Annotated in this window: 14 protein-coding genes; 12 read left to right on the forward strand and 2 right to left on the reverse strand. The window is 73.3% G+C overall.

The features are described 5' to 3' along the window. The first annotated feature begins 5 nt into the window (after nt 1-5). The 10 genes from Pen02_RS16670 to Pen02_RS16715 all read left to right on the forward strand — a co-directional run bounded on the left by Pen02_RS16670 (nt 6) and on the right by Pen02_RS16715 (nt 11,269). The gene (locus tag Pen02_RS16670) at nt 6-1,214 is read left to right on the forward strand and encodes an LLM class flavin-dependent oxidoreductase (RefSeq protein WP_203866966.1); all 1,209 of its coding nucleotides are present in this window, start codon (nt 6-8) and stop codon (nt 1,212-1,214) included. 14 nt (nt 1,215-1,228) lie between these two features. Continuing rightward, nucleotides 1,229-2,635, forward strand: a complete 1,407-nt coding sequence (locus Pen02_RS16675) for an NtaA/DmoA family FMN-dependent monooxygenase (protein WP_203866967.1) — start codon at nt 1,229-1,231, stop codon at nt 2,633-2,635. Then, nucleotides 2,632-3,699 (forward strand): LLM class flavin-dependent oxidoreductase, encoded by a 1,068-nt coding sequence (locus tag Pen02_RS16680; RefSeq protein WP_203866968.1) that lies wholly within the window; start codon nt 2,632-2,634, stop codon nt 3,697-3,699. Before Pen02_RS16675 ends, Pen02_RS16680 begins: the two co-directional genes overlap by 4 nt. Nucleotides 3,700-3,715: 16 nt before the next feature. Then, entirely contained in the window at nt 3,716-4,849 is a 1,134-nt protein-coding gene (locus Pen02_RS16685) for an MsnO8 family LLM class oxidoreductase (RefSeq protein ID WP_203866969.1), read from the forward strand. Nucleotides 4,850-5,430: 581 nt separating this feature from the next. Beyond that, entirely contained in the window at nt 5,431-5,952 is a 522-nt protein-coding gene (locus tag Pen02_RS16690; protein WP_203866970.1) for a flavin reductase family protein, read from the forward strand. Nucleotides 5,953-6,015: 63 nt separating this feature from the next. Continuing rightward, nucleotides 6,016-7,107, forward strand: a complete 1,092-nt coding sequence (locus tag Pen02_RS16695; RefSeq protein ID WP_203866971.1) for an ABC transporter substrate-binding protein — start codon at nt 6,016-6,018, stop codon at nt 7,105-7,107. Then, complete coding sequence (locus Pen02_RS16700) at nt 7,104-7,988, forward strand: ABC transporter permease (RefSeq protein WP_239140851.1); 885 nt, start codon at nt 7,104-7,106, stop codon at nt 7,986-7,988. The genes Pen02_RS16695 and Pen02_RS16700 overlap by 4 nt, the downstream gene beginning before the upstream one ends. Next, nucleotides 7,964-8,845, forward strand: a complete 882-nt coding sequence (locus tag Pen02_RS16705; RefSeq protein ID WP_203866972.1) for an ABC transporter ATP-binding protein — start codon at nt 7,964-7,966, stop codon at nt 8,843-8,845. The genes Pen02_RS16700 and Pen02_RS16705 overlap by 25 nt, the downstream gene beginning before the upstream one ends. After that, entirely contained in the window at nt 8,842-10,224 is a 1,383-nt protein-coding gene (locus tag Pen02_RS16710; RefSeq protein ID WP_203866973.1) for an LLM class flavin-dependent oxidoreductase, read from the forward strand. The genes Pen02_RS16705 and Pen02_RS16710 overlap by 4 nt, the downstream gene beginning before the upstream one ends. Before the next feature lie 7 nt (nt 10,225-10,231). Continuing rightward, nucleotides 10,232-11,269 carry an aldo/keto reductase gene (locus tag Pen02_RS16715; protein ID WP_203866974.1) on the forward strand — a complete coding sequence of 346 codons (1,038 nt, stop codon included), beginning with the start codon at nt 10,232-10,234 and terminating at the stop codon, nt 11,267-11,269. A gap of 6 nt (nt 11,270-11,275) precedes the next feature. On the opposite strand, the gene Pen02_RS16720 is transcribed toward Pen02_RS16715, so the two are convergent. Continuing rightward, a complete protein-coding gene (locus Pen02_RS16720) occupies nt 11,276-12,226 on the reverse strand; it encodes a glutathione S-transferase C-terminal domain-containing protein (RefSeq protein ID WP_203866975.1) in 951 nt (316 codons plus the stop codon). A gap of 96 nt (nt 12,227-12,322) precedes the next feature. On the opposite strand from Pen02_RS16720, the gene mycP reads away from it, so the two are divergent. Next, on the forward strand, nt 12,323-13,666 hold the full coding sequence (mycP, locus tag Pen02_RS16725) for a type VII secretion-associated serine protease mycosin (RefSeq protein WP_203866976.1): 1,344 nt from the start codon (nt 12,323-12,325) through the stop codon (nt 13,664-13,666). Between the two features lie 130 nt (nt 13,667-13,796). Then, nucleotides 13,797-15,176: a type VII secretion integral membrane protein EccD gene (gene eccD / locus Pen02_RS16730; protein WP_203866977.1), complete on the forward strand. Its 1,380-nt coding sequence runs from the start codon at nt 13,797-13,799 to the stop codon at nt 15,174-15,176. Between the two features lie 92 nt (nt 15,177-15,268). Here the strand turns inward: eccD and Pen02_RS16735 are convergent, their stop codons facing one another. Beyond that, the gene (locus Pen02_RS16735) at nt 15,269-15,976 is read right to left on the reverse strand and encodes a hypothetical protein (protein WP_203866978.1); all 708 of its coding nucleotides are present in this window, start codon (nt 15,974-15,976) and stop codon (nt 15,269-15,271) included. Nucleotides 15,977-16,012 lie beyond the last annotated feature (36 nt).

The raw sequence follows: 16,012 nt of genomic DNA on the forward strand, positions 1-16,012 counted from the left end.
ACCCGATGCCCCACCCACCTCTGCACCTCGCCGTCGCCCTGGACGGCGCCGGCTGGCATCCGGCCGCCTGGCGGGTCGCCGCCGTCGAACCCGGGACGCTCTTCTCCGCCGGCTACTGGGCCGGACTGGTCGCCGAGGCGGAACGCGGGCTGCTCGACTTCGTCACCATCGAGGACTCCCTCGACCTCCAGTCGACCCGGCCGGACGGCCCGGACGGGCGTACCGACCAGGTGCGGGGACGGCTCGACGCGGTGCTGCTGGCCGCCCGGATCGCGCCGCTGACCAGCCACATCGGGCTGATCCCGACCACCAGTACCACGCACACCGAGCCGTTCCACGTCTCGACCGGGATAGCCACCCTCGACCACGTCAGCTCCGGTCGGGCCGGCTGGCGGCCCCGGGTCTCCGCCCGGCGCTCCGAGGCGGCCCACTTCGGCCGCCGCGAGCTGCCCGAACTGCGCCCGGACCGGCTCGACGAGCCCGGGTACGTCCAGCTCGTCGGCGACCTCTTCGCCGAGGCGGCCGACGCGGTGGAGGTGGTGCGGCGGCTCTGGGACAGTTGGCAGGACGACGCGGTGATCCGGGACGTGTCGACGGGGCGCTTCGTCGACCGGGACCGGTTGCACTACGCCGACTTCCGGGGCCGCTGGTTCAGCGTCAAGGGACCGTCGATCGTGCCCCGGCCGCCGCAGGGGCAGCCGGTGGTCGCCGCGCTGGCCCACTCCTCGGTGCCGTACGCCTTCGCGGCCGGCAGCGCGGACGTCGTCTTCGTCACCCCGTCCGACGCGGCGCAGGCCGAGGCGATCGTGACCGAGGTACGGGCGGCGGAGGAGACCGTCGGGCGTACCGGTGCGCCGCTGCGGATCCTGGCCGACCTGACGGTGCTGCTCGACGAGGACGACTCGACGGCCCGACGGTTGCGGGACCGGTTGACCGGGCTGCACGGCGGCGAGTTCGACTCCGACGCGGCGAGCTTCACCGGTACTCCGGGCAGGCTCGCCGAGCAACTCGGGCAGTGGCGGCGGGTCGGCCTGGACGGCTTCCGGCTCCGGCCGGCAGTGCTGCCGCACGACCTCACCGCGATCACCCGGCAACTGGTGCCGGCGCTGCGGGACCGGGGGCTGTTCCGCGACGCGTACCCCGGTGGCACCCTGCGGGACCTGCTGGGCCTGCCCCGACCCGCCAACCGGTACGCCGCCGTGGCGTCCGCCTGACCGTGGAGGAAGCCATGCCCAAGCAGATCATCCTCGCCGCGCACTTTCCCGGGGTGAACAACCAGACGGTGTGGAGCGACCCGGAGTCCGGCAGTCAGATCGACTTCGCCTCCTTCGTGCACCTGGCCCGGACGGCGGAGCGGGGGAAGTTCGACTTCTTCTTCCTGGCCGAGGGGCTGCGGCTGCGGGAACAGCACGGGCAGATCTACGACCTGGACGTGGTCGGCCGGCCGGACAGCCTGACCGTGCTGGCCGCGCTGGCGGCGGTGACCAGCCGGCTCGGGCTGGCCGGGACGATGAACGCGACCTTTCGGGAGCCGTACGAGCTGGCCCGGCAGTTGGCCACCCTGGACCACCTCTCCGCCGGTCGGGCCGGCTGGAACGTGGTGACCTCGTCGGACGCCTTCACCGGGGAGAACTTCCGCCGGGGCGGCTTCCTGGACCATGGGCTGCGCTACGAGCGGGCCGCCGAGTTCGTCCGGGTGGCCCGCCGGCTCTGGGACTCGTGGCCGGCCGGCGCGGTGCTCGGCGACCAGCTCACCGGCCGGTTCGTCCGGGAGCCTGACCCGGGGGCGTTCGCGCACCACGGCGAGCAGTTCGACATCGCCGGGCACTTCACGGTGCCGCGCAGCCCGCAGGGGCATCCGGTGGTGATCCAGGCCGGCGACTCCCCGCAGGGGCGGGAGTTCGCCGCCGCCGAGGCGGACGCGATCTTCTCCCGGCACGGCACCCTGGAGGCCGGTCAGGCGTTCTACGCCGACGTGAAGTCCCGGCTGGTCCGGTACGGCCGCTCGCCCGACGATCTGAAGATCATCCCTGGCGTGACCTTCGTACTCGGCGACACCGACGCCGAGGCGCAGGAGCGGGCCCGGCACATCCGGCGCCAGCAGGTCAGTCCGCAGACCGCGATCCGGCTGCTGGAGCAGGTGTGGAACCGGGACCTCTCCGGGTACGACCCGGACGGGCCGCTGCCGGCCGAGGACCCCGACGTCTCGGACCGGTCCGTCATCGCCGGCCGCACCCGGATGCACGCCGACCCGGTGGACACCGCCCGGAAGTGGCGGGAACTGGCCGAGGCGAAGGGGCTCGGCATCCGGGAGCTGGTCATCGAGGTGACCGGCCGGCAGTCGTTCATCGGCAGCCCGGAGCGGGTGGCCGGGGAACTGGACCACTTCGTGCAGTCCGACGCGGCCGACGGCTTCATCCTGGTGCCGCACCTGACCCCGGGCGGGTTGGACGAGTTCGTCGACCGGGTGGTGCCGTTGCTCCAGGAGCGCGGGGTGTTCCGGACCGAGTACACGACGACGACCCTGCGCGGGCATCTCGGGCTCGGCCCGCCGCGCGCCGGTCGCGTCACCCCCGGCCACGTCGACGCCGCCGGGGCGGCGGCCGGTGCGGGCCGACCGGCGGTGCCGGCATGAAGTTCCTGCTGATCACCCTGATCACCCACCTGCCCGATCCGGTGACGGGGGAGCGGAAGTCGACCACCGACCGGCTCCGCGAGGTGGTCGAGGGCGCGGTGCGGGCCGAGGAGTTGGGCTTCGACGGGTACGGCGTCGGCGAGCGCCACGAGCGGCCGTTCATCTCCTCGTCGCCGCCCGTGGTACTCAGCCACATCGCCGCCCGGACGACCAGGATCCGGCTCTTCACCGCCGTCACCACGCTCAGCCTGCTCGACCCGGTGCGGGCGTACGAGGACTACGCCACCCTGGACCACCTTTCCGGCGGCCGGCTCGAACTGATCATCGGCAAGGGGAACGGTGCGGCGCAGGCGCAGTTGTTCCACGTCACGCCGGAGGACCAGTGGGACCGCAACCGGGAGAGCTACGAGCTGTTCCGACGGCTCTGGCGGGAGGAGAAGGTCACCTGGTCGGGACGGTTCCGCCCGTCGTTGACCGACGCCGAGACCTGGCCCCGGCCACTGCAACGGCCGATCCGGGTCTGGCACGGCAGCGCCACCAGCCGGGACTCGGTCGAGCTGGCGGCACGCTTCGGCGATCCGCTCTTCTCCGCGAACGTGACCAACCCGATCGAGCCGTACGCCGAACTGGTCCGGTACTACCGGGAGCGCTGGGAACACCACGGGCACGATCCGGCCGACGCGCTGGTCGGGGCGGGCAGTGCCGGCTTCTACGCGGCGCGGACCTCGCAGGAGGCGGTGGCGACGTACCGGCCGATCTTCGCGGCGCGGACGGCCGCCTTCCGCCGGCTGGGCGTCGAGCCGGTCTTCACCGATCTCGAGGACGCGATCGCCCGCAGTTCGATCCTGGTCGGCAGCCCGGACCAGATCGTCGAGAAGGTGCTCCGCTACCACCGGCGGTTCGGGCACGAGGTGATGCACCTGCCGGCGGACGGTGACGGGCTGACCGAGCGCCAGCACCGGCGGGCCCTCGAACTGTTCCAGACCGAGATCGCCCCGGTGCTGCGTCGGGAGATCCCCAGCCGTCCCCTGCACCAGCCGTCCGCCGCCACGGTGGCGGCCTGACCGATCCGGAGCACCCATGTCACCGACCCCGCTCTCCGTCCTCGACCTCTCCCCGGTACCGTCCGGCGGCACGGTCGGCGACGCCCTGCGCAACACCGTCGACCTGGCCCGCCGGGCCGAACAGTTCGGCTACCGGCGCTACTGGCTCGCCGAGCACCACTTCGCCGCCGGGGTGGCCAGCGCGGCGCCGGCCGTCCTGATCGGACAGGTGGCCGCCGCCACCAGTGCGCTCCGGGTCGGCTCGGGCGCGGTGCAGCTCGGCCACCAGACGGCGCTGGCGGTGGTCGAGCAGTTCGGCACGCTGGACGCGCTCTTTCCCGGCCGGATCGACCTCGGTCTCGGCCGGTCCGGCCAGCGTCGGGTCGAGGCGGTCCGGGAACTGGCGGCGGGCGGGCCGGAGCCGGCGCACCGGGCCGGGCCGCAGGTCGTCGACGGGCTGCTGATCCCGGCGCCGTTCTCCTTCGCCAAGCTGCTCACCTCGCCGAGGTTCGCGCTCTACTCCGCGCTGTTGCAGCAGCCCGGTGCCGAGTCGCCGGACTTCGCCGACCAGGTCGGCGACATCCTCGCGCTGCTGCGTGGGGAGTACCGCGACGAGTCCGGGCTGGACGCGCACGCGGTGCCGGGGGAGGGGGCCGACCTCCAGGTGTGGCTGCTCGGCAGCAGTGGCGGGCAGAGCGCGCAGCTCGCCGGGGCGCTCGGGTTGCCCTTCGCGGCGAACTACCACGTCAGCCCGGCGACGGTGCTGGAGGCGGTGCGGGCCTACCGGGCGGCGTTCCGGCCGTCGGCGGCGCTGGCCGAGCCGTACGTGGTGGTCTCCGCCGACGTGGTGGTGGCGGCGAAGAACGAGACGGCCCGGGAGTTGGCGGCGCCGTACGGGCTCTGGGTACGCGGTATCCGTACCGGGCAGGGCGCGATTCCGTTCCCCAGCCCGGAGCAGGCTGCCGGGTACGAGTGGAGTGCCGAGGAGCGGGAACTGGTGGCCGATCGGGTGGCGACCCAGTTCGTCGGCGCCCCGGCGACGGTGGCGGCGAAACTGCGCGTCCTGCGGGACGTCACCGGTGCCGACGAGCTGCTGGTCACCACCATCACGCACGAGCACGCGGCCCGGGTCGACTCGTACGCGCTGCTCGCCAAGGAGTGGTTCGGATGAGCCGGTCGGCGCGGCGCCGGCGGCGTCGTACGGCCGGAACGGTGCCGCCGAGATATTTCTTAAACCCCATAGGTCTGATGGGTTATTCCCGGATCGGGGAAAGATCTTGTGCTGCTGGATGTAAACACTCCGCTGACCTGCTGTCGAGTTCAAAATTCGTCGAGCGGGGCCGGCGTTTTCGGAGGTGTGGAACGGGTCGATCTGATCGGAAGAACGCCATGTTCTCACACTGTGGAAGGACGTTGACCTGCTCCGACGAGCCGCCGAGGATGGATCATATGCAGCGGCGATACGAACTCCACCTGGTCAGCCGCCTGCACATCGATCTGGTGCGCCACGCCAGCGCAGGCTGTCCCCGCTGACCTCGACCGCCCGGCCTCCCGCCGGCCGCGTCGTCGGGCCGACGCCCGCTGATCCGCCACACGTCATCCCGCCGCACACCGTCGTGCGGGCGACCTCACCCTGCTGACCCATCCCGCCGGTGCCGGCAACTCCACCCTCCACGGTGGACCGGCAGCGGGGGTGGGCGCTGCCCACCTGCCGCCGTCCGCGGTAGGTCCCGGACGGTTAGGAGAGACGTCATGACCATCACGGACGTGACCCCGATCGACACCCCGGCCGACACCCCGATCGACGCGACCCGGTTCCGGGCGCTGCTGCGCCGGCAGGCCGCCGCGGTGACCGTGGTGACCGCCGCCGGGCAGCCGCCGGTCGGCTTCACCGCGACCTCGTTCACCTCGGTCTCGCTTGACCCGCCGCTGGTCTCCTTCTGCCTGTCCCGGACGTCGTCGAGCTGGCCGACCGTGGCCCGTACCGGGCACGTCGCCGTACACCTGCTGGCGCAGGGGCAGCACGAGGTCGCCCGGACCTTCGCGACCAGCGGCATCGACCGGTTCGCCAGCCACCCCGGATGGCGCCCCGGCCCGTACGGGGTGCCGCTGCTGGACGGTCCGGTCGCCTGGCTCGTCTGCCGGGTCGTCGAACGGGTGGTCGCCGGTGACCACGCGATCGTGCTGGCCGAGCCGTTGACCGGTGAGCACACCGAGGACGGCGACGCGCCACTGCTCTACCACATGGGCCGGTACGCCTCCCTGGCTGCCTGACCCCACTGCCTTCCCCTGATCCGTTCCGCCGGCCCCGCCGGTCCTGTCGTGCAGGAGTCCGCCATGTCACCCTCACCCCCTTCCGCCCGTTCCCGATCGGGACCGCCGCTGCTCCGGCGGCGTACCCTCCTCGGCGCCGCCCTCAGTGTCGCGGCAGCCGGACTCGCCGGCTGTGCCGGCGACGACACCCCCACGGTCCGGCTGGCCTTCGACGCGCCACTTCCGGCGGAGGTGCCGGGCGGCACGGTGCTGCGGGTCGGCGACAAGGAACTCCAGAAGGCGATCGAGTTCTCCGGCGAGGCGGAGAAATTCACCTTCGAGGTCTCCTGGGCGAACATCAGCGGCGGCCCGCAGACCCTGGAGGCGTTCCGGGCCGACGCCCTGGACATCGGCTCGGTCGCCGACATCCCGCCGATCCACGCCGCCTGGACCGGACTGCCCACCCGGATCGTCGCGGCCAAGTTCCGGCAGGACCCGATCAACCACCCGATCTACCAGCTCGGCATCGCACCCGGTGCCGGCGTCGCCAGCCTGGCCGACCTGCGCGGCAAGCGGATCGCCTACAGCCCGGGACAGGCGCAGGGCGCGCTGGTGCTCCGGGTACTGCACCAGGCCGGCCTGACCAAGGGCGACGTCAAGCTGGTCGAACTGGCCAGCACCGGCGACGTGTACCCGACCGCGCTGGCCAGCCGCCAGGTCGACGTGGCGCCGATCGGCGGCATCAACATCAAGCGCTACCTGGCCAAGTACGGCCGGGACGGCGGCACCGCCATCTCGCACGGCCTGCGGGACGACCCCGGCCACCTGTACGCGCCGGAGCGGATTCTCCAGGACTCCGCGAAGGCGGCGGCGATCCGGGAGTACGTGCAGCGCTGGGCGCGGGCCTGGGTGTGGATCGAGCAGAACCCGGACGAGTGGATCGAGCGGTACTACGTCAAGGACCAGGGACTGTCCCGTGAGGACGGTCAGTGGCTGGTCGACAACGCCGGAGTGCCGGACATCCCGGCGGACTGGTCGGAAGTGATCACCCGACACCAGCAGACCATCGACCTGCTCGCCAAGGAGACCGGTAACAAGCCGCTGAACGCGGCCGACCTCTACGACCGGCGCTACGAGCCGCTCGGCGCCGCCGCGTTCGGGGAGGGACCGAAGTGACCACCCAGGTCGATCCGATCACCACCCGACTGACCCCGGCCGCCGCGCGCACCCCGGACCGCGAGCCGCCGAAGCCCGGCGTACGCCGTCCGGACGCCCGCCGCCGACGGCGCCTCGGGCCGGGCCGGCCGATCCCGTTCGGCGCGGCGGTCGGGCCGCTGCTGCTGCTCGCGGTCTGGTCGCTCGGCTCGCTCACCGGTCTGCTCGACGAGCGGACCCTGTCGGCGCCGTGGACCGTGCTGACCACCACCGGGGACCTGATCGCCAGCGGACGGCTCCAGGAGAGCCTGCTGATCTCCACCCAGCGGGCCGGGCTCGGCCTCGCCTTCGGCGTGCTGATCGGCACCGTGCTGGCCCTGGTCGCCGGGCTGAGCCGGTGGGGCGAGGCGATCATCGACGGCCCGGTGCAGATCAAGCGGGCGATTCCCGCGTTGGCGCTGCTCCCGCTGCTGATCCTCTGGCTCGGCATCGACGAGCGGATGAAGGTGGTCACCATCGTGCTCGGCGTCTTCGTACCGGTCTACATCCACACGCACAACGGCCTGCGCAGCATCGACTCGCGCTACGTCGAGCTGGCCGAGTCGCTGCGGCTGAGCCCCGCCCAGTTCGTCCGCCGGGTGGTGCTGCCCGGCGCGCTCCCCGGCTTCCTGCTCGGGCTGCGCTTCGCGGTCGTCTCCGCCTGGCTCGCCCTGGTGGTGGTCGAGCAGATCAACTCGACCAGCGGGATCGGCTACATGATGGAGCTGGCCCGCCAGTACGGCCAGACCGACATCATCATCGTCGGCCTGGTGCTCTACGGCATCCTCGGACTGCTCTCCGACGGCGCCGTCCGGCTCGTGCAGAGGAGGGCACTGTCATGGCGACGCACCCTGGCGGACTGACCGTCGACACCGTGGCCGAGGTCGACACCCGCCCGGTGGTCCGGGTGCGGGAGCTGACCCGGCGGTTCGGCGGGCGTACCGTGCTCGACGGGCTGGACCTGGAGATCCGGGAGAACGAGTTCGTCGCCCTGCTCGGCCGGAGCGGCTCGGGCAAGAGCACCCTGCTGCGGGCGCTGGCCGGACTCGACCCGGACGTGGCCGGGGAGGGCGAGATCGACGTACCGGCGAACTCGTCGGTGATCTTCCAGGACGCCCGGCTGCTGCCCTGGCAGCGGGTACTCGCCAACGTCGTACTCGGTTCGACCGGCGCGGCGGCGTTCCGGCGCGGCGCCGAACGGCTCGCCGAGGTCGGGCTGGCCGGACGGGAGCGGGCCTGGCCCAACCAGCTCTCCGGCGGCGAGCAGCAGCGGGTGGCGCTGGCCCGAGCGCTGGTGAGCGAGCCCCGGTTGCTGCTCGCCGACGAGCCGTTCGGCGCGCTGGACGCACTGACCCGGATCCGGATGCACGGCCTGCTCCGCGAGCTGTGCCAGCGGCACCGGCCGGCGGTACTGCTGGTCACCCACGACGTGGACGAGGCGATCGCGCTCGCCGACCGGGTGCTGGTACTCGACGAGGGCCGGATCACCGTCGACACCGCCATCACGCTGCCGACCCCGCGCGAGCACCGGCACCCGCGTTTCCTGGCGTACCGCGAACGGCTGCTCGCCGCACTCGGCGTCGACCAGCCACCGACGGCGGCCGGCGTCGGTCCGGCATCGGCGTCGCTCGGCGTCGGTCCGGCATCGGCGTCGCTCGGCGTCGGTCCGGCATCGGCGTCGCCCGACGGGCGTATCGCGACCGAGGAGGTTTCCCGATGAGCCGACGACCCGGCACCCTGCACCTGAACGCGTTCCTGATGGGGGTGGGGCACCACGAGGCGGCCTGGCGGCTGCCGGAGAGCGACGCGTTCGCGCACACCGACGTCGGGCACTTCCAGGAGTTGGCCCGGATCGCCGAGCGGGGCAGGCTCGACTCGCTGTTCCTGGCCGACAGCCCGGTGCTGTGGAACAACATCGGCCGCCGCCCGTCCGGCGCGCTGGAGCCGACCGTGCTGCTCACCGCGTTGGCCGGGGTGACCCAGCACATCGGACTGATCGCGACCGCGTCGACCACCTACAACGAGCCGTTCAACCTGGCCCGCCGGTTCGCCTCGGTGGACCACGTCAGCGGCGGCCGGGCCGGCTGGAACATCGTCACCACCGCCGGCGCGGACGCGGCCCGCAACTTCAACCTCGACGACCTGCCGGCACACCGCGACCGGTACGAGCGGGCCGCCGAGTTCATCGAGGTCTCGCGCAAGCTCTGGGACAGTTGGGCCGACGACGCGGCGCTCGGGGACAAGGCGGCCGGAGTCTGGGGCGACCAGAACCGGATCTTCCCGCCCCGGCACGCCGGCCGGCACTTCAAGGTGGCCGGCGCGCTGAACGTGCCCCGGCCACCGCAGGGCTATCCGCTGCTGGTGCAGGCCGGGTCCTCGGAGGACGGCAAGGAGCTGGCCGCCCGGTACGCCGAGGCGGTCTTCACCGCCCAGCAGACGCTGGCCGAGGCGCAGGCGTTCTACACCGACCTGAAGGCGCGTACGGCGGCGCTGGGGCGGGACCCGGACGGGATCAAGATCCTGCCCGGCATCGTGCCGGTGCTCGGCGCAACCGAGGCGGAGGCGCACGCCCTGGCGGACGAGTTGGACCGGCTGATCGTCCCGGAGTACGCCAAACGCCAGCTCGCCACCACGCTCGGCATCTCGCCCGACGACCTCGATCTCGACCGGGAACTGCCGGCCGAACTGCCCGACGAGGAGCAGATCGAGGGGGCGAAGAGCCGCCGTACCCTGATCGTCACGCTGGCCCGCCGGGAGCGGCTGACCGTACGGCAACTCATCGGGCGGCTCGGCGGCGGTCGCGGGCACCGCACCTTCGCCGGTACCCCCGAGCAGGTCGCCGACGCCATCGAGGACTGGTGGGACAACGGGGCCGCCGACGGCTTCAACGTGATGCCGCCGGTGCTCCCCTCCGGCCTGGTCGCCTTCGTCGACCACGTGGTGCCGATCCTGCAACGGCGCGGGCTGTTCCGCACCGAGTACACCGGCCGTACCCTGCGGGACAACTACGGCCTGGCCCGCCCCGCCAACCAGTTCACCGCCGATGCCGTCGAGCCGCCGTCGAGGTCCCGACGACTGCCCGCGGCGTCCGTCTCATAGGAGCGACATGGTCGACTACCGGCCCTTCGGCCGTACCGGAGTCCTGGTCAGCCCGCTGACCCTGGGCGCGATGAACTTCGGTGCCCGGGGCAACCCGGACCACGACGACAGCATCCGGATCATCCACCGGGCGCTGGACGAGGGCATCAACGTGATCGACACCGCCGACGTCTACTCGCAGGGCGAGTCGGAGGAGATCGTCGGCAGGGCGCTCGCCGACGGCCGCCGGGACGAGGTGTTCCTGGCCACCAAGTTCCACGGCCAGATCGGCGACAGCCCGCACCACCGGGGCAACTCGCGGCGGTGGATCGTCCGGGAGGTGGAGCAGAGCCTGCGTCGGCTGCGTACCGACTGGATCGACCTCTACCAGGTGCACCGGCCGGAGCCGGACACCGACTTCGACGAGACCCTCGGCGCGCTCAGCGACCTGGTGCACCAGGGCAAGGTGCGCTACATCGGCACCTCCACCTTCGAGCCGTCGGCGATCGTGGAGGGGCAGTGGATCGCGCAGCGGCGGGGGCGGGAGCGGGTGGTCAGCGAGCAGCCGCCGTACTCGATCCTGGCCCGTGGCGTGGAGCGTGAGGTGCTGCCGGTGGCCCAGCGGTACGGCCTGGCGGTGATCCCGTGGAGTCCGCTGGCCGGCGGCTGGCTGGCCGGCGGGTACCACCCGGGGCTGACCGAGCCGATCTCCCGGCGGGCGGAGCGCTTCCCGGGCCGGTTCGATCCCCGGCTGCCGGCGAACGTGCGCAAGCTGGCGGCGGTGGAGGCGCTCGGCGCGCTCGCCGCCGAGGCCGGGCTATCGCTGATCCACCTGGCCATCGCGTTCGTGCTGGAGCATCCGGCGGTCAGTTCGGCGATCATCGGCCCCCGGACGCTGGAGCATCTGGAGTCCCAGCTCGGTGCCGCGAAGGTGACGCTGTCCCGGGACGTCCTGGACCGGATCGACGAGATCGTGCCGCCCGGCACCACGCTGAACCCGGCCGACGCCGGATACCAGCCACCCTCGCTGGCCGACGCCTCGGCCCGCCGCCGCACGTCCGGCTGATCCCGGTCATCGTGCCTGGACCGGCCCGCCCGGCGCTGTCCGGCCGGGCCGGTCGGCCGGGGCGTGCCAGTCCGGCACCGCCGCGCCGGGCACCGTGAACGAACCGAAGTCGGTGGTCCGGCGGAAGGCCGGCAGGGTGTAGAGGTCCCGCGCGTACGCCCACAGGTGCGGGTAGGTGGCCAGGCCGGGGCAGATCGCCCGGCCGGCGTTGGGGCCGACGTCGAAGCGGACCAGGGTCACCCAGAGCCGGACGTCCGCCTCGGTCAGGCGCGGGCCGAGCAGGTAGCGCCGGTCCGCCAGTCGTTCGTCGAGCCGACCGAACGCGTCGAGCAGGGCGGCACGGGCGGCGGCCCCCGCCGCTCCCGGTCGGCCGGCAGCGTGCACGCCGTGGTTCACCGCCGGGCCGAGCCAGGCGTCGAGTTCCTCGATCTCGTCGCGGTGCTCCTCCGGGTACGTCTCCACGACCGGGACGGCGTGCCGGTGGAACCTGGTGGCGAGGTCGATGCCGATGGTCCGGAAGTCGTTGCTCACCACTGCGGCGGTGGCCCGGTCCCACAGCACCGGCACCGACACGTGGCCGTCGAAGCCCTCCTCGGTCGCCTCGTACGCCTCGCGGAGCAGGGTGAACCCGTTGACGGGATCCGGGCCGTGCGGTTCGCGGAAGGCCCAACCGCGCCCGTCCCGGACATTGTCCACGTAGGAGACGCTGACCACGTCGTCGAGGCCGGCCAGGGCCCGGGTGATGGTGACCCGCTGCGACCAGGGGCAGAACCAGCCGGCGTAGAGGTGGTAACGGCCGGGGCGGGGGGTGAAGCCGGCCCAGCTCTCCTCGGTGACGCGTCCGGTGAACCGGTAGCGCGGGCGGGGGTCGTCGGCCCGCGTGACGACGCGGTACTCGCCGTAGGTGGCGGTGTCGACCGGGCTGGCCAGCCGACTGAAGCGCGACAGTCTCGGCATCGGAGACCTCCGGTGGCTCGGCGTGGGGCCTCGATATATCCTATCGAGTTAATAGGATATGGTCCAGAGTGGCCGGTGCGGCGGCATAATGCGGGGGTGCGAGCTGACCTGGACGCGCTACGGAGCCGACATCCGGTGGCGGTCGCGGCGCCGCGCGGACTGAGACGGTCGACCGCCCGGAATGACCACGCCGCCCGAGCGCCGTCGGCGCGGCGAGCCGCCCGGCGTACGGTGCCGGCGACGGCCGGCCTGCTGACCTGCCTGCTGGTCGCGGCCGGCGGCCCGGTCGCGGCGGCCCCGCCGATCGGGTACGCGGCGGCGGCGCGCTGCGGTCCGTCGGTCACCGACCCCCTCGCCGCCGCACCCTGGCCGCTGACCCGGCTCCGCCCCGACCTCGCCTGGCCACTGAGCACCGGAGTGGGAGTCAGGGTTGCGGTCGTCGACTCCGGCGTCTCCGCCGACCACCCGACCCTGGACGGCAAGGTGCTCCCCGGCCGGGACCTGGTCCCGCCCGACGACGGTGGGGACGACGACGGCGACGGCCAGTGCGACGAGAACGGCCACGGCACCCTGATCGCCGGCATTATCGCCGGCCGGGAGGCGGTGAGCGCCGGATTCCGGTTCTACGGCGTCGCACCCGGCGCCCAGGTCGTGCCGGTACGGGTGCTGCGGGACCAGCGCCGGTCGACCGAGTCCGACCTCTCCGGGCGAATCGCCGAGGCGATCCGGTGGGCGGTGGACCAGGGCGACGCCGACGTCGTCAACCTGTCGCTGACCACGCCACCGACCCGACAGTTGCAGTCGGCCATCGAACACGCCCTCGACCGCCGGGTGGTGGTCGTCGCCGCCGCCGGCAACTCCGGAGAGTCGGGTGTGGAGGCGGGCCAACCCACCTATCCGGCGGCCTATCCGGGCGTGATCGCGGTCGCCGGGGTGAACGCCCAGGACGCGCACGTACAGAGTTCGACTGCCGGGAACTTCGTGGACGTCGCGGCACCGGGCGAGCGGATCGCCGGCCCGGCGGCAGCCGGTGGTGGCTACCTGTTCACCGCCGAGGGCGGTACCAGCTTCGCCACCGGGTACGTCTCCGGGCTCGCCGCGCTGATCCGGGCGTACGACCCGACACTGTCCCCGGACCAGGTGGCGGAACGGATCACCCAGACCGCCGACCACCCCGACGGACTGTGGAACGCGCAGGTCGGCCACGGCGTGGTCAACCCGGTACGGGCGGTCGGCGCACTGCGCCCGGCCGGTGCCGGAGAAGCCGGAGCGGCCGTCAGCGTGCCGCGTCCGGCCGACCGCCCGTCGCCGCTGCGCGGGGTCAGCGCCGCCTCGGGAGTGATCGCCGTGGTCGGAGTCGCGCTCGCACTGCTGCTCCTGGCGGCGGTACCGGTCGTCCGGCGGGGCCGCCGCCGAGGCTGGCGTACGGCCCGGAAGTGACGGGCGGGCCAGCCGGAGCACAGTCCACTTCCGACGGACCGGCTCCGGTCGTCGCGGTGGTGTGCGGGTGTGTCCACGGCCGCCCGTCGCGGTGATAATGTCCCGGCATCGTCGACACGGAGGTTGAGACGTGGCCAGTGGGTTCAGCCGGGTCACGGTGGTAGCGCCGCGCAGTCGCGTCGATCTGGCCCTCCCCTCGGACGTACCCCTGGCCGACCTGCTGCCGACGGTGCTCGGCTACGCGGGCGACCAGTTGGCCGACGATCCGGCGGCCCGTAACGGCTGGACGCTGTCCCGGCTCGGCGGTACGGCGCTGGACAGTTCGCGCAGCCCCGCCCAGCTCGAGGTACGCGACGGCGAGCTGCTCTACCTGCGGCCCCGGGGCGAGGAGGCCCCGCTGCCGGTCTTCGACGACGTGGTGGACGCCGTCGCCACGGCCGCCCGGGAACGCACCGGCCGGTGGAGCCCGGCGGCCACCCGGGCGCTCGGCCTCACCCTCGGAGTGGTGGCCCTGCTCGGTGGCGCGGTCGCGGTGCTGCTGGCCGGCCCACCACAACTGCCCGGCGGCCTGGTCGGGCTGAGCCTCTCCGCCGCGCTGCTGCTCGGCGCGGTGGTGCTGGCCCGCGCGGTCGGCGACGCCCAGAGCGCCACCGTGTTCGCCCTGGTGGCGCTCTGCTACGCGGCCGTGGGCGGCCTGCTGGTGCTGGCCGGCGACCGGACCGTCGATCAGCTCGCCCCGCCGCACGTACTGGTCGCCGCGACCACGGTGGTGCTGGTGGCGGCAGCCGCCGCGATCGGGGTCGGCGACGCCGGGCCGGTCTTCGTCTGCGGCGCCGCCTGCGCGGTGGCGCTGCTGGTCGCCGCGGCGATCCGGGTGCTCTTCGACGTGCGTACCCCGGCTGCGGCGGCGATCACCGTGACGCTGGTCTTCGCCATGCTTCCGCTGCTGCCGATGTTCGCCTACCGGCTCGGCCGGCTGCCCGACCCGTCGGTGCCGACCGAACCCGAACACCTCCGCAAGGACGAGCAGGCGGTCGACGGCCTCCAGACGTTCACCCGCTCCGACCGGGCCGACGCGTTCCTGGCCGGCATGCTGAGCGCGTTGGCGATCATCGGTGCGGCGGCGGCCGTCGCGGTCGCCACCGACGGTGTCCGGGGCCTGGCCCTCTGCGTCGTGCTGGGGCTGACGATGATGGCCCGGGCCCGCTGGTTCCTCAGCCGGACCCAGCGGCTGCCGCTGCTGGGTGCCGGCGCCGTGGCCCTCGCCGCCGCCGCGGTCGCCGCCTACGACGACCTCGGACTGGTGTGGCGACTGACGGCGCTGCTCGGCGTGCTGCTGCTGGTCGCCGCGATCAGCGTCGGCCTCGCGCTCGCTGGCGGACGCCGGCCGAGTTCGCCGGTCTGGGGACGCACCCTCGACATCGTCGAGGTGGTGCTGGTGCTGGCCATCTTCCCGCTGGCGGTCTGGGTCAGCGGCCTGCTCGGCTGGATCCGCGCCATCCGAGGCTGAACCCGCGACGCCACCGGGTGCTGCGCTCCGTTCCCCGGCTGCGGTCCCGGGGCTGTCGCTCGCGGCGGCGCCGCCCGGACCGTACCCGGGAGTCAGCCGAAGAGCTGGCGTTCGACGTGCGTCGGCGCCAGCCAGAAGTACCGGGCGGAGCCGCCGCCGAACGCGGCCACCATCTCGTTGTTCATCGAGGTCAGCGCCATCCAGCGCGCCCTGGGCAGGGCCAGCGTCGAACCGACCAGCGCCGCCTCCGGCTGGGTCAGCCGCTGCACCAGCACCACGTCGGCGGCGGCCAGCACGGGTACGCCGGCCGTCGTCAGCCGGGGCAGCACGGTGAGCTGGGTCTCCCAGGCCCGGGTCGGCGGTCGCCGCTCCGGCCCGTGCACGCCGACGTCACGCAGCCGCAGCAGCGGTCTCCTCGGGTCGGCCGGCTCGTCGCCGCCGGGATAGGCCGAGCGCCACACCCGGTCACCGGCGCCACCGGCGGCCTGGTCCAGCGCGAGCCAGTGCGCCATCGTGGCGATCGTGCCGGCCGCCGCCGGGTTGACCGCGTCCACGGCGTCGACCGCGACCCGCGCGCCGTGGCCGAGACAGCGGAACAGCAGCACCTGGGCGGTCCACCAGTCGCCGACGAACGCCACGGTCAGCGGTTCGGGGCGGAACAGGCGCAGCACCACCGGCTGGTTCGCCCCGGTCCGACCCAACAGCACGCCGATCGCGTCGACGTCGACGGCGAGCCGGTCGAGCAGGTCGCCGACGAGTCGCCGCTCCGGTGCGACGGTCTTCGGATCACCGGTCGGCATCGCTCGCTCCCGTTCGTGCGGGGCCCGGGCGGGCCG

It is taken from the genome of Plantactinospora endophytica, from assembly GCF_016862915.1.
In the GTDB taxonomy this organism is placed as follows: Bacteria; Actinomycetota; Actinomycetes; order Mycobacteriales; family Micromonosporaceae; genus Plantactinospora; species Plantactinospora endophytica.

What these genes read in the sequence shown, in the direction of transcription:
- Pen02_RS16670 (WP_203866966.1), top strand. Translation starts at nt 6, where the DNA reads ATGCCCCACCCACCTCTGCACCTCGCCGTCGCCCTGGACGGCGCCGGC.
- Pen02_RS16690 (WP_203866970.1), top strand. Translation starts at nt 5,431, where the DNA reads ATGACCATCACGGACGTGACCCCGATCGACACCCCGGCCGACACCCCG.
- Pen02_RS16685 (WP_203866969.1), top strand. Translation starts at nt 3,716, where the DNA reads ATGTCACCGACCCCGCTCTCCGTCCTCGACCTCTCCCCGGTACCGTCC.
- Pen02_RS16695 (WP_203866971.1), top strand. Translation starts at nt 6,016, where the DNA reads ATGTCACCCTCACCCCCTTCCGCCCGTTCCCGATCGGGACCGCCGCTG.
- Pen02_RS16675 (WP_203866967.1), top strand. Translation starts at nt 1,229, where the DNA reads ATGCCCAAGCAGATCATCCTCGCCGCGCACTTTCCCGGGGTGAACAAC.
- Pen02_RS16710 (WP_203866973.1), top strand. Translation starts at nt 8,842, where the DNA reads ATGAGCCGACGACCCGGCACCCTGCACCTGAACGCGTTCCTGATGGGG.
- Pen02_RS16720 (WP_203866975.1), bottom strand. Translation starts at nt 12,226, where the DNA reads ATGCCGAGACTGTCGCGCTTCAGTCGGCTGGCCAGCCCGGTCGACACC.
- Pen02_RS16705 (WP_203866972.1), top strand. Translation starts at nt 7,964, where the DNA reads ATGGCGACGCACCCTGGCGGACTGACCGTCGACACCGTGGCCGAGGTC.
- Pen02_RS16680 (WP_203866968.1), top strand. Translation starts at nt 2,632, where the DNA reads ATGAAGTTCCTGCTGATCACCCTGATCACCCACCTGCCCGATCCGGTG.
- Pen02_RS16715 (WP_203866974.1), top strand. Translation starts at nt 10,232, where the DNA reads ATGGTCGACTACCGGCCCTTCGGCCGTACCGGAGTCCTGGTCAGCCCG.
- Pen02_RS16735 (WP_203866978.1), bottom strand. Translation starts at nt 15,976, where the DNA reads ATGCCGACCGGTGATCCGAAGACCGTCGCACCGGAGCGGCGACTCGTC.